Source organism: Tessaracoccus sp. O5.2 (assembly GCF_964266725.1).
Classification (GTDB): Bacteria; Actinomycetota; Actinomycetes; order Propionibacteriales; family Propionibacteriaceae; genus Arachnia; species Arachnia lapidicapta.
On the sequence record NZ_CAXWGV010000008.1, the window covers coordinates 74,689 to 99,476 of the forward strand.

Genomic DNA, 24,788 nt, shown 5'->3' on the forward strand with positions numbered 1-24,788 from the left:
GGGTCAGGCGTACAACGGGCCGAACTGGGCGCAGGCGCGGTAGTCGGCGCCCTCGAGGTCGGCGGTGCCGAATCCGAGCCAGTTCTTCGGCCGGAAGATCCGGTCGCGGGACACGTTGTGCATGTTGACGGGGATGCGCAGCATGGCCGCCAGCGTGATGAGCTGGTGCCCGATGTGCCCGTAAGTGATGGCGCCGTGGTTGGCCCCCCAGGCGTTCATCACCTCGTACACCGAAGTGAACGCGCCCTCGCCCGTGAGGGTGGGCACGAACCAGGTCGTGGGCCACCCGGGATCGGTGCGCAGCTCGATGGTCTTGGCCACCTCGTCGGGCAGTTCGACGGTGTAGCCCTCGGCCAGCTGCATGACGGGACCCAGACCGTCGATCCAGTTGATGCGCGTCATGGTGACGGGCACCTCGCCGGACGAGCGGAAGTGGGTGGAGAAGCCGCCGCCCCGGAAGTAGCCGGTGTTGGCGGGGTGGAAGGTCGTCGCCTCCAGCATCGCGGCGGTGTCGTCGTCGGTCAGCTCCCACCAGGGCTTGATGCAGGCGTTGCCGTCGGCGTCCTTCGCGGCGAACGTGCCGTCGAGCGTCGTGGCGCCCGAGTTGCGCAGGTCGATGAAACCGCCGGCGGCCCGACCCTCCGGGCGGTATCCGGTCACGCGCTCCACCGCGTCGGCGCTCCAGTAGGTGCGCACGTCGGAGAAGATCTGCGCCCGGTTGGTCAGCAGGTAGTTCACCAGCATCGACGCGCCGTTGAGGTTGTCGTTCTCGGTGGCCATGATGAGCGGGGCGCGGGTGCCGTTCCAGTCGAACTGGGTGTTGAGCATCGTCTCCATGAGGTCACCGTTGGGCAGGAAGTCCGTCCACTGCCGCTGGCCCTGGAAGCCGGACACCAGCGCGCCGTGACCCAGCGCCTCCTCGGCGAAGCCCTTGTCCGCGAGCTTCGGGTTGCCGATCATGAGGTCGCGGCCGATGAGGACGAGCTTGGTGGAGTACGCCCACCAGTCCTCGTGCTTGTCGCCGTCGGCCTGCCAGTGCTCGGGGTTGAAGTCCTCGCCCTGGGCCAGGTTCTCCTTCACCCAGGCGTAGGCGCGCTCGTACTCCTCGTCGTCGTAGATGCCGAGCTGGACGCGGCGGTCTAGCTCGACCATGTCGACGTACTCGTTGCGCATGCCCAGCCAGTAGTTCCAGAACTCCTCCTTGACCACGCAGCCGGCGATGCCCATGGACACGCCGCCGATGGAGAGGTAACTCTTGCCGCGCAGCTGCGCGACGGCGAGACCGGCGGTCGCGTAGTCGAGGAGCCGCTGGCGGACGTCGTCGGGGATGGAGTCGTCGTCCGCGTCGCGGACCTCCTCGCCGTAGATGCCGAACGCGGGGATGCCCAGCTGGGCGTGACCGGCGAGGGCGGCGGCCAGGTAGACGGCGCCCGGGCGCTCGGAGCCGTTGAAGCCCCAGATGGCGTGAGGCATGGTGCGATCCATGTCGATGGTCTCCGACCCGTACGCCCAGCACGGGGTGACCGAGAGCGTCAGTCCGACGTTCTCCCGCTTGAACTTCTCCGCGGCGGCCTGCGCCTCCGGGACACGGCCGATCGTCGAGTCGGCGATGACCACCTGGACGGGCGAGCCGTCCGGGTAGCGCAGCTCGGCCTCGTAGAGCTCCTTGACTCGCAGAGCCATGTTCATGGTCTGGTCTTCCAGGCTCTCGCGCACGCCGTTGCGCCGCCCATCAATGATGGGTCGGATGCCGATCTTGGGGTAGTTGGACACGAATCACACCTTCTTCAACGCTGTTGGTTGTTCTTGCACTCACCGGACAGGTGAGGGGGTGGGCCCCTCGCGGGACCCACCCCTGTTCACTCACTCGTAGAGGTTCGCGGCGATCTCGGGATCGTCGATGTTGGTGGCGTCGTACCAGGCGAAGCCGGAGTCGATGACCTTCGGCAGCTCCTGGCCGTCGATGGCCTTGATGGCCGCCACGACGGTCTCGTAGCCCATCTTCACCGGCGCCTGGGTGATGGCACCGGCCATGTCACCGTTGCGGATGGCGTCGAGCTGAGCCTTGCCCGAGTCGAAGCCGACCACCACAACGTCGGCGCCGGACTCCACGGCCCCCTGCAGGGTGCCGATGGCCGAGGCCTCGTTGGAGCCGTAGATGCCCGCGATGTCGGGGTTGGCCTGGATGATGGCCTTGGCGGTGTTGGCGGCGAGGCCGACCTCGAACGCGTACTGCGGCTCGAGCAGCTTCACGTCGGGGGCGTTCTCCTGCATCCACTCCTGGAAGCCCTCACAGCGCTGCTTGCCGGTGGCCGAGGTCTGGTCGTGGCAGACCAGGCCGACGGTGCCCTCGTTGCCGATGAGCTCCGCCATGTGCTTGGCGGCCTCGGCGGCGGCGGCGCGGTTGTCGGTCGAGACCGTGGTCAGCGGGATGTCCGAGTCGACGCCGGAGTCGAAGGCGATGATCGGGATGTTCGCCGCCTGGATCTCCTCCAGGACCGGGCCGGCTGCGCCGGAGTCGAGTGCGGCGAAGCCGATGGCGGCCGGCTGCGACTGCAGGGCGGTGCGCAGCTGGTCGAGCTGCTGCGTGACGGCCTGCTCGTTCTCGGGGCCGACGAACTCGACCTTGTAGTTGAACTCCTCGCCGGCCTGCTCGGCGCCCTGCTTCACTGCCTGCCAGAAGCGGTGCTGGAAGCCCTTGCTCACGAGGTAGATGGTCTGGGTGCCGTCACCCATGGGGATATCGCCCTCGGCGGGGGCGGAGGACTCGGCGGGCGCCGACGATTCGGCCGGGGCCGAGGAGCTGGCGGAGGTCTCGGCCGGGGCCGGAGCCGACGACGTCGTCGTGGCCGAGGTGGAGCAGGCGGTGAGGCCCAGTGCGAGCACTGACGACATTGCCAGTGCGGAGCGCAACATGCGCATGGCGGTTTTCCTTTCGGTTGTGGGAGGACCGCCCTCCCGGATGGGGTGTGGTGGTGGGTGGACTAGACGGCCGACGCGCGCTGACGGCGCAGGATGTCGGCGTAGACGGCGAGCAGGACGACGATGCCGGTGACGACGAGCTGCCACTGCTGGGCGACGCCCATCATCTGCAGGCCGACGGTCAGCGTCATCATGAGCAGGGCGCCCATCATGGTGCCGACGATGTTGGCCCGGCCGCCCGACAGCGAGGTGCCGCCGATGACGACTGCCGCGATGACCTGCAACTCCATGCCGAGGCCCTCGGCGGGCTGCACGAAGCCGAACCGGCCGGAGTAGAGGATGGCGCCTAAGGCGGTGAAGATACCGGCGGTGACGTAGACGAGCGCCTTCCAGAACTTCACGTTGATGCCCGACAGGCGTGTCGCCTCCTCGTTGGAGCCGATGGCCAGCGCGTAGCGGCCGAGCAGCGTCTTGCCGAGGATGACGGCCGCGATCATGCCGAGGATGATGAAGATGAGCGCCGCGTTGGACAGGAACGGGATGATGCGGCCGTTGGAGATCGCCGAGTAGTCGGGGTTGGCGATCTTGATGCTGGAGGCGTTGGAGATGATCAGCGACAGGCCGCGGGTCACCATCATCATCGCCAGCGTCGCGATGAACGGCGGGATGTGCAGGTAGGCGATGAGCAGGCCGTTGACCAGGCCCATCAGCGCGCCCACGATCAGCACCAGCAGGAGGCCGAGCCCCAGCGGCAGGTTCATGAACTCAGCCGACATGAACACGCCCGCCATGACGGCCGAGAAGGTCATGCCGGTGCCGACGGACAGGTCGATGCCGCCCGTGGCGATGACGAACGTCGCCCCGAGGGCCATTGTGCCGATCGCCGCGGCCTGCAGCAGGATGTTGGGGATCACGACCCCAGCGCTGAAGTTCGGCGCGAAGATCATGAAGAACACGAACACCACGATCAGCGCGGCGAACACGAACAGCTGCTGGAGCGATGACCTGATGAACTGGTGCACCCGCGACTGCTCGGCGGGGGCGGCGTTGGTGGCGACGGTGCTCACGCTGCGTTTCCTTTCAACTGAGCCTTGCCGACGGTGGCGAGCTCCATGATGTTTTCCTGAGTGGCGTCCGCGTTGTCGAGGAAGCCGGTGATGTGCCCGTGCGCCATGACGGCGATGCGGTGGGACACGCGCAGCACCTCCGGCAGCTCGGACGAGATGACGATGATGGCCTTGCCCTGCGTCGACAACTGCTCGATGAGGTTGTAGATCTCCTCCTTGGCGCCGACGTCGATGCCGCGGGTGGGCTCGTCGAAGATGAGCACGTCACAGTTGCGCACCAGCCACTTGGCGATGACGACCTTCTGCTGGTTGCCGCCCGACAGTTTGCCGAGCAGCTGGTTGACGCTCGGGGTCTTCACGCGGAGCTTCTGGGAGTACTCGGTGCCGACGGTCTTGATCTTGCCGTCGAGGATGAACCCGCCGATGTGGAAGTCCTTCATCGCCGCCATCGCGGTGTTCGCCTTGACGTCCTGGTCGAGGAGGACGCCGAACTGCTTGCGGTCCTCGGACAGATAGCCGATCCCGGAGCGCACGGCGTCGGCCGCGTTGCGGATCTGGACCTTCTTGCCGTGCAGGAAGATCTCGCCGCCCGTGCGGGGGTCGGCGCCGAAGACGGCGCGCGCCACCTCGGTGCGACCGGCGCCCATGAGACCCGCGAACCCCAGGACCTCACCCTTGCGCACCTCGAACGAGACGTCGCGGAGCAGCTTCTTGGTGTTGAGGCCCTGGACCTTGAGGACGACCTCGTCCGACTCCGGCATCGTGCGCGGGCGGGCGTCGCCCGAGACCTCGCGTCCGACCATCATCGAGATGATCTCGCGGATCTCGACCTCCTTGGTCACGACGGTGCCGATGTACTGGCCGTCGCGGAGGACGGACACCCGGTCCGTGATCTCCTCGATCTCCGGCATGCGGTGCGAGATGTAGATCAGGCCCGTCTCCGGCGTGACGAAGTCGCGGATCATGCCGAACAGCGCATCGGTCTCCGCGAGGGTGAGCGCCGCCGTCGGCTCGTCCATGACGAGGATCCGCGAGTCGTAGGACAGCGCCCTGGCGATCTCCACCATCTGCTGGCGCGCCACCGACAGATCCCGGACGTACGCCTTGGGATTCAGGCGCATGCCGAGCCGGTCGAAGAGGTCCGCGGCCTGCGCGTTGAGCTTCGCGTCGTCGACGAACCCGGCCCGATGGCTCCCAGGGCGGCCGAGGAACAGGTTCTGTGCCACCGTGAGGTCGGGCACCATGTTGAGTTCCTGATGGATGATGCTGAGTCCGAGGTCGCGGGCGTGGTTGGTGTTGCGCACCTCGACCTTCTTGCCCTGGAGCCAGATCTCGGCTCCGGGGTCCGGCGTGTAGATCCCGGTGAGGATCTTCATGAGGGTCGACTTCCCTGCGCCGTTCTCGCCGCAGAGGCCGAGCACCTCCCCCGCGTTGAGGTCGAGGTGGACATTACTCAGCGCCTTCACGCCGGGGAACGTCTTGGAGACGTTCTTCAGCTCTAGAAGTGTGGTCACGAGTACTCCTTCGTACACGCTGAACGAGCCCTCCGGTGGCCCTCGTTCAGCAGCGATGTTAACGCTATCGTAAACCTTAGCCCCTGCCTAGCGCCGTTATGCAACTGTGATGATGCGATACCCACGGGGGTATATGATTGGGCCCATGAACCTTCGTATGACCCTGCTTGCCCTGGTGATGTCCGTCGCCGCCCTGCTGGGCCTGGCCGGCTGCTCGTCCAGCGAAACCGACGCCGCCCTGACCGCCATCGAGTCCGGCGCCACGGTGATCGACGTCCGCACGCCCGCCGAGTACGACAGCGGCCACGTCGACGGCGCGCTCAACATCGACGTCCAGGCCCCTGACTTCGCCGAGAAGGTGGGCGAACTGCCCAAGGACGAGACCTACGTCGTCTACTGCCGATCCGGCAACCGCTCCGCCGCGGCGATCGACATCATGGAGGACCTGGGCTTCACCGACCTCATCAACGGCGGTGCCTACTCGTCCCTCTCCTGACCCGTTAATCGCGAACGTGGCCGGCCCCCGAAGGGACCGGCCACGTTTCGTGTAGCGGGAGAGACTCAGCTCACTTGGCGCCCATGGTGGTGCCGGCGGAGCGGAGGTTCTGGCATGCCTCGACGATGCGGGCGGCCATGCCGGCCTCGGCCAGCTTGCCCCAGGCGCGCGGGTCGTAGGCCTTCTTGTTGCCAACCTCGCCGTCGACCTTCAGCACGCCGTCGTAGTTGCGGAACATGTGATCCGCGACGGGGCGGGTGAAGGCGTACTGCGTGTCGGTGTCGATGTTCATCTTGATGACACCGAAGTCCACCGCGTCGGAGATCTCCTGCGGGGTGGAGCCCGAGCCACCGTGGAACACGAGGTCGAACGGCTTGTCCTTGCCGTACTTCGCGCCGACGGCGTCCTGGATCTCCTTGAGAACCTCGGGACGCAGCTTGACCGCACCCGGCTTGTACACGCCGTGCACGTTGCCGAAGGTCAGGGCCGCCATGTAGCGGCCCTTCTCGCCGAGGCCCAGCACCTCGGCGGTGCGCATGCCGTCCTCGATGGTGGTGTAGAGCTTGTCGTTGATCTCGGCGGAGACGCCGTCCTCTTCGCCGCCGACGACGCCAACCTCGATCTCGAGGATGACGTTGGCAGCCTTCGCGAGGGCGAGCAGCTCGTCAGCGATCTGCAGGTTCTCCTCCAGGGGCACGGCCGAGCCGTCCCACATGTGCGACTGGAACAGGGGCAGCTCGCCGCGCTTCACGCGCTCGGCCGAGATGGCGAGCAGCGGACGCACGAAGGAGTCGAGCTTGTCCTTGGGGCAGTGGTCCGTGTGGAGCGCGATCTGCACGGAGTAGTTCTTCGCGACCTCCTGCGCGTACGCGGCGAGCGCGACGGCACCGGTGACCTTGTCCTTGATCGTCGAACCCGAGGCGTACTCGGCGCCGCCGGTCGAGACCTGGATGATGCCGTCAGAGCCAGCCTCCGCGAAACCCTGGATGGCAGCGGTCACGGTCTGCGACGAGGTGATGTTGATGGCGGGGTAGGCGAACTTGCCGGCCTTCGCCCGGTCGAGCATCTCGGCATAGACCTCGGGGGTTGCAATGGGCATGGATGCCTCTTTTCTGGGTCGAGACTTCAGGTGTGCCCAAGACTATCGCCTAGCCCTCCCCGGAGGGAGGGTGGGGTCCGCAGCGGTGGACCCACCGCGGGCTCAGAGGAGGCGGTCCAGGGCCGTGACGTCGAGGTGCACGCGGCCCAGGGAGTAGGCCCGCACAGCCGAGTCGATGACGGAGGCCGACGCGTCGAGGAAGCTCAGCGGCACGCCGGCCACGCGCGCGCCGTCGACCTCCAGCGCGACGGCGGGGCCGGCCCCGAACCCGCCTCCGACCAGCCGCAGGGCGCTGACGTCGTCCCAGCGCACGCGCGGGTGCGGTGGCTCGACGAACTCGATGCCGTGCGGATCGAGGTAGAAGGCCACGCCGTCGTGGATGCGGCCGAGATCACGCTTGGCGCGCTGGAGCCCGACGATGGAGATGACGAGCCAGAACGCCGAGGACCCGACCCAGAGCACGATCATGGCGATGGTCCATTCGCGCGACCAGTCGCGGCCGATCGTCAGCACGAGCACCGCGAGGATGGCCAGCGAGATGACCGTCGAGATGATGCGCCAGCGCAGGGCCCCGCGCTTCTGCGCCACGCGGGCCGCCGTCGGCAGGGGGGTCAGGCCCACGGCGAATCGCTCTGGCTGCATGCCGCCCACGATAGCGGTGCGCTCAGGCGTCGATCGCGTGCTGGAGCGTCCAGTGGTACATCGCGATGGCGGCGGCCGCCCCCGCGTTCATCGAACGGGTCGAGCCGCGCTGAGTGATCGCGACGAGCCGCTCGCACCCGGCGACCATGTCGTCGGTCAACCCGGGACCCTCGGACCCGAACACCAGGCAGCAGCGCTCAGGTAGCTGGGCGGTCTCCAGCGGCACGGATCCCGGCAGGTTGTCGACCCCGACGGGCGTGACCCCCTCCGCTTCCAGGTGGGCGAGGAGGGCGGCCTCGTCGTCGTGATGGAGGACGTGGAGGTACCGGTCGGTGACCATGGCGCCGCGGCGGTTCCACCGCCGGCGGCCCACGATGTGCACCGCCGCGACGTTGAAGGCGTTGGCCGTGCGGACGATGGACCCGATGTTGAAGTCGTGCTCCCAGTTCTGGATGGCCACGTGCAGCGGCGCGCGCGTGCGGTCCAGGTCGGCGACGATCGCCTCCATCCGCCAGTAGCGGTAGCGGTCGATCACATTGCGGCGGTCGCCCTCGGCCAGCAGCGCCGGGTCCAGGCGCTCGTCGGCGGGCCACGGTTCAGGGTGGGGGCCCACGCCGACGGTGGGTGCGGTGGGGTCGTCGACGGGCTCGGTCACAGGGCGAGCTTGCCCGCCCCGGCGCGCGGCGGCAACCGGGAGCGCAACGCGCCCCGACCGCGAAGGCCGGGGCGCTGTGCCGCGTGGCGGGTCAGGCCTGCTGGATGGCCGAGATCTCGACCTCGATGGTGACCTCGTCGGAGACAAGGAAGCCGCCGGTCTCGAGCGCGGCGTTCCAGGTGAGCCCGAAGTCGGAGCGGTTGACCTGCGTGGAGCCCTCGAAGCCGACGCGGGTGTTGCCGAAGGGGTCCTTGGCCGCGCCCTGGTACTCGAGCGGGATGGTGATGGAGCGCGTGGTCCCGGCGATGGTCAGGTCACCGGTGACCTCGACGACGTCGCCCTTGACCGCGTAGCCGGTGCCGACGAAGGTCCAGGTCGGGTACTCCTCGACGTTGAAGAAGTCGGCGGAGCGGACGTGCGCGTCACGGTCGGCGTTGCGCGTGTTGACGGAGGCGGCGTCGATGGTGACCGTCAGCTGCGTCGCGGCCGGGTTGGCGGCGTCGACGACGGCCTGGCCCTCGAACTTCTCGAAGGAGCCGCGCACCTTGGTGACCATCGCGTGGCGGGCCACGAAGGACAGGGTGCTGTGGGTGGGATCGATGACGTAGGTGCCGTTGAGCTCGTTGAGGTTCATAGGTGTGGTCCTTTCTTGGCTGTGGACACCACCCTACGTAGCCCTTGTTGAAATGTCAACTAGATACTTGAAATTCTCCCTTTCGCCTGCCTGGACTCGGCCCCGGCGCCTGCCTCACGTGCCGGCGCCTGTCCTCCAGCGCAGGCGTCGCATTCGCGCCTGCCTCGCGCTCATGCGCCTGCGCTCTAGGACAGGCGCCGGGAGATAGGGCAGGCGTCGCATTCGCGCCTGCCTCACGCTCATGCGCCTGCGCTCTAGAGCAGGCGCCGGGAGATAGGGCAGGCGTCGCATTCGCGCCTGCCTCCCGCGCATGCGCCTGCGCTCTAGAGCAGGCGCCGGGACATAGGGCAGGCGCCGCCCAGGAGGACGGCGACGGAGACGACGAGACCCGCCCCGGACGGGGGCGGGTCTCGGTGCGAGCCTCGATCAGCTGGTGTAAGGCGGGCGGTAGCCGCCCGGCTCCTGCTGCGGCGGCGGGGGCGCATCGGCGGGCTGGACGTCCGGCTGCTGCGCCCGCTGCGGGGGCTGGTACGGCTGCGCCCCGGCGTCGGTCCGCGGGGCCTGGATCTGCTGCTGCGACTCGGGGGCGGCGGCGGGTCGCTGGGAGATCTCCCCGAAGTTGACGTCGGGCGCCTGCCGCACGATCGGGTCGTTGACCTCGAAGTAGGTGGCCTTCTCGAACTTCGCGAAGCCCGCGATGATGTTGCTCGGCACGGACTCGATCCGGGTGTTGTAGTCGCGGACGTTCGCGTTGTAGAAGCGCCGCGACGCCGCGATCCGGTCCTCGGTGTCGGTCAGCTCGCGCTGCAGCTCGAGGAAGTTCGTGTTCGACTTCAGATCCGGGTACGCCTCCACCGAGACGAGCAGGTTGTGCACCGCGGTCGTCAGTTCGGCCTCGACGGCGGCGCGCTGTTCGCTGGGCTGGCCGTGGGTCTGCGTGGCGAGCGAGCGCGCCGTGTTGCGCAGCGCGGTGATCTGCTCGAGGGTGTTGCGCTCGTGCGCCGCGTAACCGCGGACGGTCTCGACGAGGTTGGGAATCAGCTCGTAGCGGCGGTTGAGTTCGACGTCGATCTGGCGCCAGGACTCCTGGATGAGGTTGCGGCTGCGCACAAACCCGTTGTACGCGCCCACCCCCCACAGGACCACGGCCAGCGCGAGGACCACCAGCACGATGAGGATGATCAGGACAGTGTCCACGGCAATGTCTCCTTGTTCGGTCGAGTTCACGGTAGCGCAGGCGGCGAATCAGGCGCAGCAACGCCAGCCAGCTCAGGCGCCCTGGTGGGCGTCCAGGAACTGGTACACCTCGGTGTCGTCGACGCCGGGGAAGGTGCCAGGCGGCAGCGCGGCCAGCAGGTGTGCGTGGGTGCGGGCGCTCGGCCACGCGTGACCCGACCATCGCGACGACAGGTCGGCCGGAGCACGACGGCAGCACGTCGGATCGGGGCACCGCGACACCGAGCGTTCGCGGGTGTCGCGGCCCCGGAACCACTTCGAGTCGCGATAGCGGACCCCGATCCCGGTGGAGAAGGCCCCCGTCGAGGTCTGCTCGACGCGTGCCGTGCACCAGAACGTGCCCGTCGGGGTGTCGGTGTACTGGTTGAACGCGTTGAACTTGTCCGCGACGTCGAAGACCTCGCGCGATGTCCAGTACCGGCAGGCCGGCTGGCCCTCGATGGCCCCCAGGTTGTCCTTGGGGAACGCGACGCCGTCGTTCTCGTACGCCTTGTAGATGGTCCCCGACTCGTGGACGCGTTGGAAGTGGACCGGGATGCCCAGGTGCACGGTCGCGAGGTTGGTGAACCGGTGCGCCGCGGCCTCGTAGCTGACCGCGAAGGCGTCGCGGAGGTCCTCGAGCGCCAGCTCGCGGCGCGCCTTGGCCTCCTGTAGGAAGCGGACGGTGGGCTCCTCAGGCAGCAGGAGAGCGGCGGCGAAGTAGTTCGTCTCGATCCGCTGCCGGAGGAACTCGCCGTAGTTCGCGGGCGGGGCATGCCCGAGGATGTGGTGCCCCAGCGCCTGCAGGAGGACCGAGCGCGGCTCGTGCTCGCGGGAACTGCTGGTCGGCAGATAGATCCGCTTGGACCTCAGGTCCATGACCGACCTCGTGGAGTGCGGCAGGTCGCCGACGTGGTGCAGCGTGAACCCCAGGTGCGCCGTGATCTCCCCGATGAGGTGCTGCGACAGCGGGCCCGCCACGTAGCCGCACCGTCGCAGCAGCGTGGCGGCCTCCTGCTCGATCGTGCCGAAGTAGTTGTCGCGCGCCCTCATCTCGTCGCGCAGCTGGGCGTTGGCGCGCCGCGCCTCTTCGGGGGTCGCCATGCGCTCGGCGGCGTCGTGCGCCAGTTCCCGGTGCAGCGCCACCAGCGCCTCGAGGACCTCCATCGGCATGCGGGGCGAGATCCGCACGACCGGCAGCCCCTTCGCCCTGGCCAGGGGCGAACGCATCAGCCGCTCGAGTTCGATCTCCAGCTGGGCGCGCCGGCTCGGCACGGCGGCGGTGAGGTCGCCGAGCGTCGCGCCGTAGACGGCCGCCAGGCGTTGCAGGTGGGAGACCTTGGCCTCCCGCTTCCCGTTCTCCAGGAGCGACAGCTGCGACGACGCGAGTCCCGCCGCCTCGGCCACCTGGGCCAGCGTCAGACCGCGCTCCTTGCGCAGGTGGCGCAGGCGGCGGCCGAGCGAAAAGGGGTCGAAAGAGCCGGGTTCCTGCTCGGTCGGGGCGGGGGTGTCGTCGTCGACAGTCACGAAGTTGACAGTAGCGGAATTTCTGCGTTTCTTCACCGGAAATTTCTTCTCAACTGTCGGATGCGGGGGCCGACGATGGGTCCATCACCCGACGACGAGGCGAGCAGTGAAGCCGCCACCACCGGAAAGGACCACCCCGATGACCGACCCGATGTCCGCAGAACTCCTCAAGTACGACTGGAAGATCAACCCCCGCTGGAGCAACGTCCAGCGCGACTACAGCGCCGAGGACGTCGTCCGGCTCCGCGGGCGAGTCCAGGAGGAGCACACGCTCGCCCGCCGCGGTGCAGAGCGCCTCTGGGAGCAGCTGCACAGCGAGGACTTCGTCAACGCGCTCGGCGCGCTGACCGGCAATCAGGCCGTCCAGCAGGTGAAGGCCGGCCTCAAGGCCATCTACCTGTCGGGCTGGCAGGTCGCCGCCGACGCCAACCTCTCGGGCCACACCTACCCCGACCAGTCGCTCTACCCCGCCAACTCCGTTCCGCAGGTGGTCAGGCGCATCAACAATGCCCTGCTGCGCGCTGACCAGATCGAGCACGCCGAAGGCATCCGCACCGTCGAGGACTGGCTCGTCCCCATCGTCGCCGACGCCGAGGCCGGCTTCGGTGGCACGCTCAACGCCTACGAGCTCATGAAGGCCATGATCGCGTCCGGCGCCGCGGGCGTGCACTGGGAGGACCAGCTGGCGTCGGAGAAGAAGTGCGGCCACCTCGGCGGCAAGGTGCTGATCCCGACCCAGCAGCACGAGCGGACCCTGAACGCTGCCCGCCTCGCCGCTGACGTCGCGGGCGTCCCGACGGTGATCATCGCCCGCACCGACGCCGAGGCCGCGACGCTGCTCACCTCCGACGTCGACGAGCGCGACCGCGAGTTCCTCACCGGCGAGCGCACGAGCGAGGGCTTCCACAAGGTCCGGCCCGGCATGGAGCCCAGCATCGCCCGCGGCAAGGCCTACGCGAAGTACGCCGACCTGCTGTGGATGGAGACCGGCGTCCCCGACCTGGAGGCGGCCCGCACGTTCGCCGAGGCCATCAAGGCGGAGCACCCCGACCAGCTGCTGGCCTACAACTGCTCCCCGTCGTTCAACTGGCGCAAGCACCTCGACGACGCCACCATCGCGAAGTTCCAGCGCGAACTGGGCGCCATGGGCTACGCCTTCCAGTTCATCACGCTGGCCGGCTTCCACGCCCTCAACTACTCGATGTTCGACCTGGCGCAGGGCTACGCCACCCGCCAGATGAGCGCCTACGTCGAGCTGCAGGAGCGCGAGTTCGCCGCCGAGGAGCGCGGCTACACCGCGACCCGGCACCAGCGTGAGGTCGGCACCGGCTACTTCGACACCATCGCCGCCGCCATCAACCCCGCCAGCTCGACCACGGCGCTCGAGGACTCCACCGAGTCCGCGCAGTTCTGACCCCACCCACCTCGATCCCCGAAGGAGCACCGCCATGACGATGACCATCACAGCGCCCGCCATGCACGCCACCCACGCCCCCGTCGGGCGGCTGTGGGTGGACCGCACCCTCGTCGACTTCCTCGACCGGGAGGCCCTGCCCGTGGCAGGCGTGGACCGGGAGCGCTTCTGGGCGGGGTTCGAGGAGGTCTTCGACCGGTTCACCGGCCGCAACCGCGCACTGCTGGAGGAGCGCCGGCGCCTCCAGCAGGCCATCAACGAGTTCCACCGCGCCCATCCCGGCCGGCCCGACGCGGGCCACTACCGCAGCTTCCTCACCCGGATCGGCTATCTGCTCCCTGAGGCCACCGAGGTCGCCGCGCGGACCACCGGCGTCGACCGGGAGATCGCCGAGGTCGCCGGCCCTCAGCTCGTCGTCCCCGTCACGAACCGCCGGTTCGCGATCAACGCCGCGAACGCGCGGTGGGGGTCGCTGTACGACGCCCTCTACGGCACCGACGTCATCGCCGACGGCGACGGCGCCGGCCGGGAGGGGCGGTACAACCCGGTCCGGGGCGCGAAGGTCATCGCCTGGGCACGCGAGTTCCTCGACGCCGTCGCGCCGCTGGCGTCCGGTTCGCACACCGACGTGGCCGGCTACCGGGCAGGCCGGGTGTTCGAGGCGATGCTGTCGTCCGGGCAGATCGTCGGCCTTGCCGACCCCGACACCTACGCGGGCTTCCAGGGCGAGCCGGGCGCCCCAGACGCGATCCTGCTCGCCCACCACGGCCTCCACCTCGAGCTGCGGATCGACCGGCAGGGTCGCATCGGCCGCGAGGACCCGGCCGGCATCGACGACATCATCCTCGAGTCCGCGGTCACCGCGATCATGGACTTCGAGGACTCCGTGGCCACCGTTGACGGGCCGGACAAGGTCGTCGCGTACCGCACGTGGCTGCAGCTCAACGACGGCACGGCGACCGAGGAGATGAGCAAGGGCGGGCGGCAGTTCACCCGGACGCTGGCCGACGACCGCCGCTTCACGCGTCCCGACGGGACGGAGTTGCGGCTGCCGGGACGCGCGCTGATGCTGTGCCGCAACGTCGGGCACCTCATGACGACGCCCGCGGTCCTCGACGACGAGGGGCAGGAGCTGCCCGAGGGGATCCTCGACGCGCTCGTCACCAGCCTGTGCGCCCTGCCCGGCCTCCGGGCCGACGCCCGGCGCGCCAACTCCCGCACCGGCTCGATCTACATCGTCAAGCCGAAGCAGCACGGCCCGGACGAGGTCGCGTTCACCTCCGACCTCTTCGCCGCCGTTGAGGACGTCCTCGGCCTGCCGCGCACCACGCTGAAGATGGGCATCATGGACGAAGAGCGGCGCACGACGGTGAACCTCGCGGCCTGCATCGCCCAGGCTGCGGACCGGATCATCTTCATCAACACCGGGTTCCTCGACCGCACCGGCGACGAGATCCACACCTCGATGGAGGCCGGGCCGATGATCCGCAAGGCCGAGATGAAGCAGGCGGCCTGGATGCGGGCCTACGAGGACTGGAACGTCGACGTCGGCATCGCCTGCGGCCTCCCCGGGCGGGCGCAGATCGGCAAGGGGATGTGGGCGAAGACGGACCTCATGGCCGAGATGGTCGCCGAGAAGATCGGGCATCCCGCCTCGGGCGCGACGACGGCGTGGGTCCCCTCCCCCACCGCGGCCACCCTGCACGCGACGCACTACCACCGCGTCGACGCCAGGGAGCGGCAGGCGGGCATCGCGGCCGGCGGGGGCCGCGCCACCCGCGACGACCTGCTGGAGATTCCCCTGGCCACCAGCACCCGCTGGAGCCCCGAGGAGCGGCAGGAGGAGGTCGACAACTCGTGCCAGTCGATCCTCGGCTACGTCGTGCGGTGGATCGATCAGGGCGTCGGCTGCTCCAAGGTGCCCGACATCACCGACACCTCACTCATGGAGGACCGGGCCACGTGCCGCATCAGTTCGCAGATGCTCGCCAACTGGATCCGGCACGGGATCGTCTCGGAGCAGTACGTGCTGCAGTCGCTCAAGCGGATGGCGGCGGTCGTGGACGCCCAGAACGCGGGCGACCGCACCTACCGCCCGATGACGCCCCGCGAGGGCGGCTCGTTCGAGGACTCGATCGCCTGGTGCGCGGCGCGGGACCTGGTGGTCCAGGGGACGTGGTCGCCGTCGGGCTACACGGAGCCGATCCTGCACCGCAGGCGGCGCGAGTACAAGGCGCGCTACCGGCTCAGCTGAGTCCCAGATCCGCCAGATCGACCGCGTAGCGGTACTCGAGACCGGCGTCGCCGACCCGTTCGGCGGCGCCGGTTCCGCGGTCGACGACGACCGCCACCGCGACCACCTCACCCCCGGCCTCGCGCACGGCCTCGACCGCCGCGAGGGCCGAGCCGCCCGTCGTGGACGTGTCCTCGACGACCAGCACCCGCCGCCCCGCGACGTCGGTGCCCTCGATGCGACGCTGCATGCCGTGTTCCTTGGCGGACTTCCGCACCACGAAGGCGTCGAGCCGGCCGCCGGCGGCCGCGCGGGCGTGCAGCATCGCCGTCGCGACGGGGTCCGCGCCGAGGGTCAGGCCGCCGACGGCGTCGAAGTCGAGGTCCGCGACCAGCTCGTTCATGACGCGCCCCACCAGGGGCGACGCGGCGCCGTCGAGCGTGACCCGACGCATGTCGATGTAGTAGTCGGCCTCCTTGCCTGAGGCAAGGGTCACGCGGCCGTGCACGACGGCCAGGTCCTTGATGTGGGCGATGAGGTCGCTGCGATCGGTCATCTCGTGGTCTCCGCTTTCTCCAGGACGCCGAAGCCGACGCTGCGGTCCGGCGTGTCGATGAGGTCTTCGTGGGTGGTCAGGGTGAGCAGCGCCTGGCTGGGCACCGTGTCGGGCTCGCCGGGGACCGGGTCCAGGACCCAGGACTCGTCGGCCTGGACGGTGAGTTCGGCGGGGGGGAGCACGATGCGGTAGGTGAACGTGGCGGTGGCCGTGTCGATGATCACCTCGTCGCCCTCCCGCAGCTCGAGGAGCCGCTCGAACGGTGCCCCGTTCGTCAGCCGGAGCCCTGCAATGGCCGTGTTGCCGACCTGGCCGGGCAGCGCCGTCGACGGGTACCAGCCGACGCCCTGCGTCAGCAGGCGGCCCTCGACGCCGGACACGACGGGCCATTCGACGCCGAGCGAGGGGATGCGCAGGATCCACGCCGCCTCGCCGGGCTCAGGGAGGGCCGGGACGGGGACCTGGGGGTCGGCGTCGGGTGCCTCAGACGTCGGGGTGGGGGTCGGTGTCGCGGCGGCCCAGGAGGCGCGGAGCTCGGCGACGGTGGCGGCGGCGCTGTCGCGGGCCAGCCAGGTGGTGCCGTAGACCTGCCACGCGAGGTATCCGCCGGCGGCCAGGAGCGCCGCCACCACCGCGATGGCCACGAGCACGGCCGGGGACGGCCGACGGCGGGAGCGCGTGACACTCCCGCCGTCGGCGGCCCGCTTGGCTTCCATGCGGCCCATTCTTCCCTACCGGCCCGGGCCGGCGGACCGTCAGCCCTCGGCGACGCCCGCGGAGTCGAACGTGGCCATCTCGCTGAGGATGCGGGCCGCGGCCTGGACGGTCGGCAGCGCCAGGGCAGCGCCGGTGCCCTCGCCGAGGCGCAGGTCGAGGTCCACCAGCGGCTGGAGGTCCAGCCAGGTGAGGGCGGCCTTGATGCCGGGCTCCACGCCGGCGTGCCCCGCGATGAGGTAGCCGGTCACCGACTCGTCGAACCCGGCCGCGACGCAAACCGCGGAGGCCGCGATGACGCCGTCGATGATGACGGGGATCCGGCGGGCCGCCGCGCCGAGGATGAAGCCCGCCAGCGCGGCGTGCTCGAGCCCGCCGACAGCCGCGAGGACTCCCAGCGGGTCCGCCGGATCCGGACGGTGAAGGGTGAGGGCGTCGTCGATGACCCGGACCTTCCTGGTCAGCATGTCGTCGTCGGCCCCCGCCCCGCGTCCGGTGACGGTCGTGACATGCAGGCGGGAGAACACGGCGATCAGCGCACTGGCCGGCGTGGTGTTGCCGATCCCCATCTCGCCGGTGAGCAGCACGTCGGCGCCGGCGTCGATGGCCTCGTTCGCGGCCTCGATGCCGACCTCGAGGGCGGCGCGGGCCTCGTCGCGGGTGAGGGCGGGTTCGACGGTGAAGTCGCGGGTTCCGCGGCGCACGTTCCGGGCGCGGATCCCGGGGTGCTCGGGGACCTCGGCCGCGACGCCGACGTCGGTCACCCACACCTCGGCCCCGACCTGACGGGCGATCGCGTTGATGGCCGCGCCCCCGGACGCGATGTTGAGCGCCATCTGGACCGTGACCTCCTGCGGCCAGGGGCTGACGCCCTGCGCGCAGACGCCGTGGTCGCCGGCGAACAGGCCGATGACCGCCCGGACCGGGAGCGGCGGTGGGCAGGCGTCGGCGATGGCCGCGAGCCGGTTGCCGATCTCCTCCAACCGGCCGAGGCTGCCCGCCGGCTTGGTGAGGCGGAGCTGGCGAGCCTCCGCGGCGGCGAGCGCCTCGGCGGAGGCGGGGACGATGGCCGACAGGGTGTCGTCGAGCAGGGTCATGGGTGTCCTTTCGGAGATGGTTGGATGGAGCGGTGATCCTGATCCTGGGCGGCACCGCGGAGGGCCGCCGGCTGGCTGAGGCGCTGACCGGGCGCGCCGCGGTGCTGTCGCTGGCCGGCCGCACGCGCGACCCCCTGACCGCGGGCCAGGTGCGCCTGGGCGGGTTCGGCGGGGTCGAGGGCCTGCGCGGCTACCTGCGTGAGCACGGCGTGACGGCGGTCGTCGACGCCACCCACCCGTTCGCCGCCGTGATGTCGCGCAACGCCGCGGCCGCCTGCGCCGCCGAGGGCGTCGCGCTGCTGCGCCTTGTCCGCCCGAGTTGGGCGTCGCATCCGTCGGCGGGCAGCTGGCACTGGGTCGACGGGCATGGCGAGGCCGCCCGCCGCGCCGCCGCCCTGGGCGCCCGGCCCTTCCTCACCGTCGGCCGCCAGCACACCGCTGACTACGTCGCCGACCTCGCCGACGCGGACGTGCTGGCCCGGGTGGCCGAGCCGCCCGTCGCGTTCCTGCCCGCGCGGTGGACGCTCGTCACCAGCCGCGGGCCGTTCACGCTGGACGGCGAGCGGGAGCTCATGGCGGCGCACGGCATCGACGTCCTCGTCGCCAAGGACGCGGGCGGTGCGCACACCGACGCGAAGTTGAGCGTGGCCGCGGAGCGGGGCGCCGCCGTCGTCATGATCCGGCGGCCGGCGGCGCCCGCGGGGGTGCCCGAGGTGGCCGACGTCGCGGGCGCGCTGACCTGGCTGGGGTGAGCCGCTCACGGGTGGCCCCCGAGCTCTGCGAGGGCCGTTGCCAGGCGACGGTGGACGTCCGGGGTGCGGACGGCGAACCGCAGCCACGTCGGCCCGAGACCGGGGAACGTCTCGCCCCGGCGGACCGCGAACCCGCGCTCGGCCAGCGGTCCGCGCAGTGAGGACGCCGACAGCGCGGTGGTGTCGGCGAGCACGAACGGCGCCCGGCCGGGGACGACGGCGACGCCGACGTCGGTGAGGCGTACGGCGAGATCTTCCCGGGCGACGACGGCCTCCTCGGCCAGGCGTGCGGCCTCAGCGGTTGCGCGGGCGGAGGTGCAGGCCATGGCCGCGCGGATGGCCGGGATGGACACCGACCAGGGTGGCTGCTGGGCGGCGAGGCGCTCGATGAGGGCGGGGTCGCCGACGACGTAGCCGATCCGCAGCCCTGCCAGCCCCCAGGTCTTGGTGAGCGAGCGCAGCACGAGCCGGCCGGGCATCGACGGCGCGATGAGGGTCTCCGGCTCGCCCGGCACCGCATCCATGAAGGCCTCGTCGACGACGAGTGTCGCGGCGGGGAGTGCGGCGAGGTCGTCGGCGCGGTGCAGGACGCCGGTGGGGTTCGTGGGGTTGCCGACGATCGTGAGCTCACCGGCCGGAACCTGTGAGGGGATGAGCCGGAAGCCGGTGTCGCGGCTGAGGACGTGGCGGCGGGGGTCGCGGCCGGCGGCGCGGAGCGCGGCCTCGGGTTCGGTGAACTGGGGGTGGACGATGAGAGCGTCGCCGGGGAGCGCCCGTGCGATGAGGGTGAACGCCTCTGCGGCGCCCGCGACGGGTAGGACCATGGCGGGGTCGACGCCGTGGTGCGCGGCGAGGGCGTCGCGGGCGGGGGTGGGGTCGGGGTAGGCGGCGAGGTCGATGTCGCCGAAGATCTCCTCGGCCAGCCAGGCCGGGGTGGTGGGGACGCGGACGTTGACGGCGAGGTCGATGAGGCCGGGGGCGAGGTCGCGGTCCCCGTGGTGCAGCAGGTCCGGCTCCGGCCCCGGCGGGGGGTTGGGTTTGAGCAGATGGCACGACTCAACGTCGAAATCGGGCCTTGTTAGCGCTCTCGTCCGCGTCGAGTCGTGCCATCTGCTCAAACCCTCACCGGCACCGAGCGCGGGATAGCGGTGGACCGCGTCGGCGAAGCGCTGGGCCAGCCGGGGGTGGCCCGCCCAGTGGACGTGGAGGTACGACGCGTGGAGGTTCTCCCCCGCGACGCCGTCGGCCCTCCCGTCCAGCAGCCACGCCGGGCCGACGGCGCCCTCGGCCCCCGCCTCCCCGGCGCCGCCATGCCCACCAGCGCCCACAGTCGTGCGGTGGAATTCGTGCCCGGTGACCTCCTCCCCCGGCCTGCCCAGCAGCGTGGGCCGATCCGACACCGCGACCCGGTAGCCCATCGTCAACCGCGGACCCATCGCCGCGTCCGCCTCGACGGCGCCCACCATCGGCCGCCCGTCCAGGCTGCGGCACAGGTACAGCAGCCCCGCGCACTCCGCGACCGTCGGCATCCCGCCCTCGACCGCCGCACGGATCTCCGCCGCCAACGCCTCGTTGGCCGCCAGCTCGCCGGCGTACACCTCGGGGAACCCGCCGCCGAGCCACAGCCCGGCCGTCCCCGCCGGCAGCGCGGAGTCGACGAGGGGGTCGAACTCCACCACGCGACACCCGGCCGCCGCCAACAGCTCGTCAGTCTCCGGGTAGCGGAACGTGAACGCCCGCCCCCCGGCCACGGCCACCACCGGCCGGCGGTCCGACGGCGGCGACACCTCCCGCGCCGGATCCCACGCCACGACGTCCAGCGCCGGCGCCTCCGCGGCCACCGCCAGCAACGCAGCCACGTCCACGTGCGCGGCCACCACCTCGCCCATCGCCGCGACCCTCGAGTCGTCGCGTTCCGCCACCGGCACCAGGCCCAGGTGTCGCGACGGCGCCTCGATGTCCAGCGCCTTCGGCAGCACCCCCAGCACCGGCAGCCCCACCTCCTCGACGGCGGCGCGGGCCTCCGCGGCGTGCCGAACGCTGCCCACCTGGTTGAGGATCACCCCCGCCACGCGCACGCGGGGATCGAACTGCGCCATGCCGAGCGCCACCGCGCCGACGCTCCGCGACGCGTGCCGGGCGTCGATCACCAGCACCACCGGCGCCTCCAGCAGCCGCGCTACGTGCGCCGTCGACCCGAAGCCGCCGGTACCGAGCCGTCCGTCGAACAGCCCCATCACGCCCTCGATCACCGCCACATCCGCACCCGCCGCACCGTGGGCGAACAGCGGCCCCATCCGCTCCTCGCCGCAGAGGAACGGGTCCAGGTTCCGGCCCGGCCGGCCGGTGGCGAGGCCGTGGTAGCCGGGGTCGATGTAGTCCGGCCCCACCTTGAACGGCGCCACCTCCAGCCCGCGCGCCCGCAGCGCGGCCATCAGCCCGGTGGCCACCGTCGTCTTCCCCTGCCCCGACGACGGCGCCGCGATCACCAGCCGGCTCACCACTCGATGCCCGCCTGCCCGCGCTGGCCCTGCTGGAAGGGGTGTTTGACGAGGGCCATCTCGGTGACGAGGTCGGCGGCGTCGATCAGTTGCTGCGGGCATCGTCGCCCGGTGACGACGACGTGCTGGCGCCCAGGCCGCGACCCCAGCGCCTCCACCACCTCGGACGCGTCGATCCAGCCCCACGCCAGCGGATAGGTGAACTCGTCGAGCAGCCAGAACCGGTGCCGCTCCTCCGCCAGGCCCTCGCGGATGCTCCGCCAGCCCTCCCGGGCCTGCTCGGCCGGGTCGACGGCGGTGTGCGCCCGCGACCACGACCAGCCGGTGCCCATCTTCTCCCACGTCAGCCCGCCGCGCTCCGGCAGTGAGGCGAACGCCTCCTGCTCCCCGGTGCGCCACTTGGCGGACTTCACGAACTGGTAGACGCCCACGTCCCAGCCCTGCGCCCACGAGCGCAGCGCCATCCCGAGGGCGGCGGTGGTCTTGCCCTTGCCGTCGCCGGTGTGCACCGCCACGATCGGCCGCTGCCGCAGCTCGCGCGTGGTCGGCGCGCTCACCGCGACCCCTCCACGACATACCCCCAGCTGACGACGGCGCGCGCGGGCGTCCAGCCCAGCAGGCGGCCGATGGGCGCGGCGTGCTCGTGGTGCAGCCGGGCGAGCTGCCCGCCCCACCGTCGGTACGCCGCGACACACACCTCCTCGGCTTCCACTGTCACCCCGTGCACGACGATCCGGCCCCCCGCCGGCAACGCGTCGACGGCCCGCTCCACCAGCGACGATGTCGCTCCCCCGCCGATGAACACCGCGTCCGGCCGGGGCAGGCCATCCAGGGCCTCCGCGACACCGGACTCCACCAGCCGCACCGCCCCGGCGGGCGCCAGCCGGGCCGCGTTCGCCGCGACCCTCGCCGCCCGCTCCGGCACCCGTTCGACGGCGACCGCCCGGGCCCCGTCGGCCGCCCGGCACCATTCGATGGCCACCGACCCGGCCCCCGCGCCGAGGTCCCACAGCAGCTCGCCGGCCCGCGGGCGGAGCAGCGCCAGCGCGCATGCGCGGATGTGCCGCTTCGTGATAAGGCCGTCGTGTTCGAAGACATCGTCGGGGAGGCCGGGCGTGCGGCCCAGGAGGGCGCCGTCGGGGTCGGTGATCATGAGCGGGATCCTTCCGGGAGGAGCGCGACGAGCTGGTCGAGGTCGCGGGGGGCGCCGGGCAGGCCGAGGCGCGCGGCCAGCTCCAACGGCCAGGGGCGGCGGAGGTGGGCATCGCGGAGGAGGACCTCGTCGCCGAGCAGCGACGGCGGCCCCTGCGCCACGCGGCCTTCCACCACCACGGCCACCTCGTCTGCCCAGGCCAGGGCGAGGTCGACGTCGTGGGTGGCCAGTACGATGCCGGCGTGCAGGCCGGCCAGGGTGGCCAGCAGGTCGGAGACCCCGGCGGGGTCGAGCCCGGCCGTCGGCTCGTCGAGGAGCAGGACGTCCGGCCGCATCGCCACCGCGCCCGCCAGGGCCACGCGCTTGCGCTCGCCGAAGCTCAGCTGGTGCGTGGGGCGGGCGGCGAGGTGGGCGATGCCGAGCAGCGCGAGGGCCTCATCGGTGCGGGCGCGGGCGTCGTCGTCGCTGAGTCCGAGGTTGAGCGGGCCGAACGAGACGTCCTGGGTGACATCGGCGGAGAAGAGCTGGTCGTCCGGGTCCTGCAGCACCAGCTGGATGCGTCGACGGTGCGCCCGCAGCGCGGCCCGCGTGTGGGCGAGCGGCTGCCCGTCGAGGGTGACCCGGCCGTCGGCGGGGCGCAGCGCCCCGGCCAGGCACTGGAGCAGCGTGGTCTTGCCCGAGCCGTTGGCGCCGAGCAGCGCCACCCGTCGCCCGGGGGCGACGGCGAGGCTCGCCCCCGTCAACACGGCAGGCCCGCCCGGATACCCGACGACAACTCCCTCTGCCCTCAGCATCACGCCACCGCCCAGCAGGCCAGCCAGATGCCCACGACGAGGGCGGCGCCCGCTCCCAGGCCCCAGCCGCCGGCGCGGCCCACGGGCCGCAGCGTCGGCAGCGACTCCTCATAGCCGCGCAACTCCAGGCCCGCCTGCAGCCGGGTGGCGCGGCGCCAGCTCATGAGCAACACGGTGCCGACGCCGTCGACCGCGGACCGGAACCGGCGCCGGAGCGGCGCATCGCCCCCGAGCCGGGCGGCCTGCGCCGCCTGTAGCGCCAGCGCACTGCTGAGCAGCACGAACAGCAGCCGATACATCAGCTCGGCGACCTCCAGCAGCGGGCCGGGGATGCCGCGACGGTGCAGCCAGCCCAGCACGTCGACCATCGGCGTGGTGGTGGCCAGCAGCAGCACCGCCAACGTCCCCGCGACGCCATGCGCGAGCATCTCAGCCGCCCTGAGCCCGCCCTCGGCGGTGACGCGCAGCCCGTCGCCCACCTCGACCGCGAGCGGCAGCGCCCCCACCACGAGGAACGCCAGTGGAGGCAGCGCGACGGCGGCCACCAGCCCCGGCCGGATGCGCGCCGGGCCGAGCATGAGGACCAGCGACGCCCCCGCCACCAGCAGGCTCCCGGGCCAGGCAGGGGTGAGCAGAGCGGTCAGCACGAGCGCGGCAGCGAGCCCCACCTTGTGCCCCACCGCGATCCGGCGCCACGGCCCGGCCCAGGCGGCGTCGTCGACGGCGGTGACGTGGACGCTCACGACCGGCGCCGAGCCGTCAACCGGCCGAGGACGAAGCCCAGCAGGATCCCTCCCAAGCCCGCCTGGAGCGCGAAGAGCCCCGACTCGAGCTCGGGGCTCCCCGGCCGGAACAGCGGCTCGAGCCACGGCACGCCACCGGTCAGCTCCCCCGCGGCGGCGTCGCTGCCCAGGAACTCCGCCCCGGTCGGGGCCAGCGCCAGGCTGCCGAGGTACACCCCGACGATGGCGACGACGAGCGCCAGCCCGATCCAGATGTCGCGACGGCTAAACACCGGCGTCCTCCTTGAGCAGACCCAGCCGGGCCAACTCCGGGCGCGCCGCACGCGTCAGGAACCCGACCAGCAGCACCCCCAGCAGCCCCTCCGCGACCGCCAGGGGGACCTGCGTGACCGCGAACAGCGCGAGGAACTTCACCAGCGCGCCCCCCAGCCCACTCGTCGGATCCGGGTACGCCAGCGCCAGCTGCAGCGACGTCACGGCGTACGTCGCGATGTTCGCCACCGCCATCGCCAGGAACACCGACGCCCACAGCGGGGCCGACAGCCGCGACGCGGCCCGGTACACCCCGTACGCCGCCCACGGCCCGACGATTGCCATCGAGAACACATTCGCCCCGAGCGTCGTCAGCCCGCCGTGGGCGAGCAGCGTCGCCTGGAACAGCAGCACCAGCGTGCCGAGGAACGCCATCACCGGCGGCCTGAGCAGCACCGCCCCCAGGCCTGTCCCCGTCGGATGCGACGAGCTTCCGGTGATCGACGGCAGCTTCAGGGCGCTGACCACCAGCGTGAACGCCCCCGCGGCGGCGAGGATCAGCTTGCGTTCCGGGTGCTCGCGCACCGTGGTGAGCACGGCGCGGGCACCGTGGACGACGAACGGGGTGGACGCAGCCAGCCAGGCCGCGCAGTGCAACGGGGGAAGCATCCCCTCGGCGATGTGCATCGCTCTCTCAGGTCCCTTCGCCCGGGATGACGCGCCCCAGGCAGTCGGCCGTGAGGGTCCAGTTCCTGACTTCCCGCCCGACGGCGGTCCACAGTGGCGCGACCGTGCCGGCTCGTTCCGG

24 protein-coding genes are annotated in these 24,788 nt (G+C 71.2%); 4 read left to right on the forward strand and 20 right to left on the reverse strand.

The features are described 5' to 3' along the window. Positions 1–3: 3 nt before the first annotated feature. The 4 genes from ACFQPD_RS05070 to ACFQPD_RS05085 all read right to left on the reverse strand — a co-directional run bounded on the left by ACFQPD_RS05070 (position 4) and on the right by ACFQPD_RS05085 (position 5,503). A complete protein-coding gene (locus tag ACFQPD_RS05070) occupies positions 4–1,773 on the reverse strand; it encodes an L-fucose isomerase (protein WP_385899077.1) in 1,770 nt (589 codons plus the stop codon). A 90-nt stretch (positions 1,774–1,863) separates the two neighbouring features. After that, on the reverse strand, positions 1,864–2,922 hold the full coding sequence (locus tag ACFQPD_RS05075; protein WP_385899080.1) for an ABC transporter substrate-binding protein: 1,059 nt from the start codon (positions 2,920–2,922) through the stop codon (positions 1,864–1,866). Between the two features lie 62 nt (positions 2,923–2,984). Beyond that, complete coding sequence (locus ACFQPD_RS05080; RefSeq protein WP_385899083.1) at positions 2,985–3,989, reverse strand: ABC transporter permease; 1,005 nt, start codon at positions 3,987–3,989, stop codon at positions 2,985–2,987. Then, the gene (locus ACFQPD_RS05085) at positions 3,986–5,503 is read right to left on the reverse strand and encodes a sugar ABC transporter ATP-binding protein (protein ID WP_385899086.1); all 1,518 of its coding nucleotides are present in this window, start codon (positions 5,501–5,503) and stop codon (positions 3,986–3,988) included. Before ACFQPD_RS05085 ends, ACFQPD_RS05080 begins: the two co-directional genes overlap by 4 nt. Positions 5,504–5,648: 145 nt before the next feature. On the opposite strand from ACFQPD_RS05085, the gene ACFQPD_RS05090 reads away from it, so the two are divergent. Then, the gene (locus tag ACFQPD_RS05090) at positions 5,649–5,999 is read left to right on the forward strand and encodes a rhodanese-like domain-containing protein (protein WP_385899089.1); all 351 of its coding nucleotides are present in this window, start codon (positions 5,649–5,651) and stop codon (positions 5,997–5,999) included. Between the two features lie 70 nt (positions 6,000–6,069). Here the strand turns inward: ACFQPD_RS05090 and fbaA are convergent, their stop codons facing one another. From fbaA to ACFQPD_RS05120, 6 genes are all read right to left on the reverse strand, one after another. Continuing rightward, on the reverse strand, positions 6,070–7,098 hold the full coding sequence (gene fbaA / locus ACFQPD_RS05095) for a class II fructose-bisphosphate aldolase (protein ID WP_385899092.1): 1,029 nt from the start codon (positions 7,096–7,098) through the stop codon (positions 6,070–6,072). A 102-nt stretch (positions 7,099–7,200) separates the two neighbouring features. After that, positions 7,201–7,740 carry a hypothetical protein gene (locus ACFQPD_RS05100; RefSeq protein ID WP_385899095.1) on the reverse strand — a complete coding sequence of 180 codons (540 nt, stop codon included), beginning with the start codon at positions 7,738–7,740 and terminating at the stop codon, positions 7,201–7,203. A gap of 22 nt (positions 7,741–7,762) precedes the next feature. Beyond that, a complete protein-coding gene (locus tag ACFQPD_RS05105) occupies positions 7,763–8,395 on the reverse strand; it encodes a TrmH family RNA methyltransferase (protein ID WP_385899098.1) in 633 nt (210 codons plus the stop codon). A gap of 91 nt (positions 8,396–8,486) precedes the next feature. Continuing rightward, positions 8,487–9,029, reverse strand: coding sequence for a YceI family protein (locus ACFQPD_RS05110; RefSeq protein ID WP_385899100.1), 543 nt, complete (start codon positions 9,027–9,029; stop codon positions 8,487–8,489). A 426-nt stretch (positions 9,030–9,455) separates the two neighbouring features. Next, a complete protein-coding gene (locus tag ACFQPD_RS05115; RefSeq protein WP_385899102.1) occupies positions 9,456–10,226 on the reverse strand; it encodes a LemA family protein in 771 nt (256 codons plus the stop codon). Between the two features lie 72 nt (positions 10,227–10,298). Beyond that, the gene (locus ACFQPD_RS05120) at positions 10,299–11,771 is read right to left on the reverse strand and encodes a helix-turn-helix domain-containing protein (protein WP_385899104.1); all 1,473 of its coding nucleotides are present in this window, start codon (positions 11,769–11,771) and stop codon (positions 10,299–10,301) included. 151 nt (positions 11,772–11,922) lie between these two features. Here ACFQPD_RS05120 and aceA point away from each other — a divergent pair, with 151 nt between their 5' ends. Beyond that, complete coding sequence (gene aceA / locus ACFQPD_RS05125) at positions 11,923–13,185, forward strand: isocitrate lyase (RefSeq protein WP_385899139.1); 1,263 nt, start codon at positions 11,923–11,925, stop codon at positions 13,183–13,185. Positions 13,186–13,219: 34 nt separating this feature from the next. Then, positions 13,220–15,439 (forward strand): malate synthase G, encoded by a 2,220-nt coding sequence (locus ACFQPD_RS05130; RefSeq protein WP_385899107.1) that lies wholly within the window; start codon positions 13,220–13,222, stop codon positions 15,437–15,439. On the opposite strand, the gene pyrE is transcribed toward ACFQPD_RS05130, so the two are convergent. From pyrE to cobT, 3 genes are read right to left on the reverse strand one after another with little or no spacing between them, the layout of a single operon-like run. Continuing rightward, positions 15,432–15,974 (reverse strand): orotate phosphoribosyltransferase, encoded by a 543-nt coding sequence (gene pyrE, locus ACFQPD_RS05135; RefSeq protein WP_385899110.1) that lies wholly within the window; start codon positions 15,972–15,974, stop codon positions 15,432–15,434. The genes ACFQPD_RS05130 and pyrE overlap by 8 nt on opposite strands. Continuing rightward, positions 15,971–16,690: a sortase gene (locus ACFQPD_RS05140; RefSeq protein WP_385899113.1), complete on the reverse strand. Its 720-nt coding sequence runs from the start codon at positions 16,688–16,690 to the stop codon at positions 15,971–15,973. Before ACFQPD_RS05140 ends, pyrE begins: the two co-directional genes overlap by 4 nt. A 39-nt stretch (positions 16,691–16,729) precedes the next feature. Next, positions 16,730–17,785, reverse strand: coding sequence for a nicotinate-nucleotide--dimethylbenzimidazole phosphoribosyltransferase (gene cobT / locus ACFQPD_RS05145; RefSeq protein ID WP_385899116.1), 1,056 nt, complete (start codon positions 17,783–17,785; stop codon positions 16,730–16,732). A gap of 32 nt (positions 17,786–17,817) precedes the next feature. On the opposite strand from cobT, the gene ACFQPD_RS05150 reads away from it, so the two are divergent. Continuing rightward, on the forward strand, positions 17,818–18,537 hold the full coding sequence (locus tag ACFQPD_RS05150; protein WP_068751594.1) for a cobalt-precorrin-6A reductase: 720 nt from the start codon (positions 17,818–17,820) through the stop codon (positions 18,535–18,537). A gap of 5 nt (positions 18,538–18,542) precedes the next feature. On the opposite strand, the gene ACFQPD_RS05155 is transcribed toward ACFQPD_RS05150, so the two are convergent. Genes ACFQPD_RS05155 through ACFQPD_RS05185 form a run of 7 tightly spaced genes read right to left on the reverse strand, consistent with a single transcriptional unit; the run spans position 18,543 to position 24,667 of the window. Next, a complete protein-coding gene (locus tag ACFQPD_RS05155) occupies positions 18,543–21,038 on the reverse strand; it encodes a cobyrinate a,c-diamide synthase (protein ID WP_385899119.1) in 2,496 nt (831 codons plus the stop codon). Next, positions 21,035–21,622, reverse strand: a complete 588-nt coding sequence (cobO, locus tag ACFQPD_RS05160) for a cob(I)yrinic acid a,c-diamide adenosyltransferase (protein WP_385899142.1) — start codon at positions 21,620–21,622, stop codon at positions 21,035–21,037. The genes ACFQPD_RS05155 and cobO overlap by 4 nt, the downstream gene beginning before the upstream one ends. Further along, entirely contained in the window at positions 21,592–22,191 is a 600-nt protein-coding gene (cbiT, locus tag ACFQPD_RS05165; protein ID WP_385899121.1) for a precorrin-6Y C5,15-methyltransferase (decarboxylating) subunit CbiT, read from the reverse strand. The genes cobO and cbiT overlap by 31 nt, the downstream gene beginning before the upstream one ends. After that, positions 22,188–23,000: an energy-coupling factor ABC transporter ATP-binding protein gene (locus ACFQPD_RS05170; RefSeq protein ID WP_385899145.1), complete on the reverse strand. Its 813-nt coding sequence runs from the start codon at positions 22,998–23,000 to the stop codon at positions 22,188–22,190. Before ACFQPD_RS05170 ends, cbiT begins: the two co-directional genes overlap by 4 nt. Beyond that, on the reverse strand, positions 22,985–23,728 hold the full coding sequence (gene cbiQ, locus ACFQPD_RS05175) for a cobalt ECF transporter T component CbiQ (RefSeq protein WP_068751598.1): 744 nt from the start codon (positions 23,726–23,728) through the stop codon (positions 22,985–22,987). The genes ACFQPD_RS05170 and cbiQ overlap by 16 nt, the downstream gene beginning before the upstream one ends. Continuing rightward, complete coding sequence (locus ACFQPD_RS05180; protein ID WP_068751599.1) at positions 23,725–24,000, reverse strand: energy-coupling factor ABC transporter substrate-binding protein; 276 nt, start codon at positions 23,998–24,000, stop codon at positions 23,725–23,727. Before ACFQPD_RS05180 ends, cbiQ begins: the two co-directional genes overlap by 4 nt. Beyond that, entirely contained in the window at positions 23,993–24,667 is a 675-nt protein-coding gene (locus ACFQPD_RS05185) for an energy-coupling factor ABC transporter permease (protein ID WP_068751600.1), read from the reverse strand. The genes ACFQPD_RS05180 and ACFQPD_RS05185 overlap by 8 nt, the downstream gene beginning before the upstream one ends. Positions 24,668–24,788: the final 121 nt, after the last annotated feature.

Excerpts from the sequence above, each read along its gene's own strand:
- ACFQPD_RS05100 (WP_385899095.1), bottom strand. The coding sequence starts at position 7,740 with ATGCAGCCAGAGCGATTCGCCGTGGGCCTGACCCCCCTGCCGACGGCG.
- ACFQPD_RS05185 (WP_068751600.1), bottom strand. The coding sequence starts at position 24,667 with ATGCACATCGCCGAGGGGATGCTTCCCCCGTTGCACTGCGCGGCCTGG.
- aceA (WP_385899139.1), top strand. The coding sequence starts at position 11,923 with ATGTCCGCAGAACTCCTCAAGTACGACTGGAAGATCAACCCCCGCTGG.
- fbaA (WP_385899092.1), bottom strand. The coding sequence starts at position 7,098 with ATGCCCATTGCAACCCCCGAGGTCTATGCCGAGATGCTCGACCGGGCG.
- cobT (WP_385899116.1), bottom strand. The coding sequence starts at position 17,785 with ATGACCCTGCTCGACGACACCCTGTCGGCCATCGTCCCCGCCTCCGCC.
- pyrE (WP_385899110.1), bottom strand. The coding sequence starts at position 15,974 with ATGACCGATCGCAGCGACCTCATCGCCCACATCAAGGACCTGGCCGTC.
- ACFQPD_RS05110 (WP_385899100.1), bottom strand. The coding sequence starts at position 9,029 with ATGAACCTCAACGAGCTCAACGGCACCTACGTCATCGATCCCACCCAC.
- ACFQPD_RS05075 (WP_385899080.1), bottom strand. The coding sequence starts at position 2,922 with ATGCGCATGTTGCGCTCCGCACTGGCAATGTCGTCAGTGCTCGCACTG.
- ACFQPD_RS05090 (WP_385899089.1), top strand. The coding sequence starts at position 5,649 with ATGAACCTTCGTATGACCCTGCTTGCCCTGGTGATGTCCGTCGCCGCC.
- ACFQPD_RS05140 (WP_385899113.1), bottom strand. The coding sequence starts at position 16,690 with ATGGAAGCCAAGCGGGCCGCCGACGGCGGGAGTGTCACGCGCTCCCGC.
- cbiT (WP_385899121.1), bottom strand. The coding sequence starts at position 22,191 with ATGATCACCGACCCCGACGGCGCCCTCCTGGGCCGCACGCCCGGCCTC.
- ACFQPD_RS05130 (WP_385899107.1), top strand. The coding sequence starts at position 13,220 with ATGACGATGACCATCACAGCGCCCGCCATGCACGCCACCCACGCCCCC.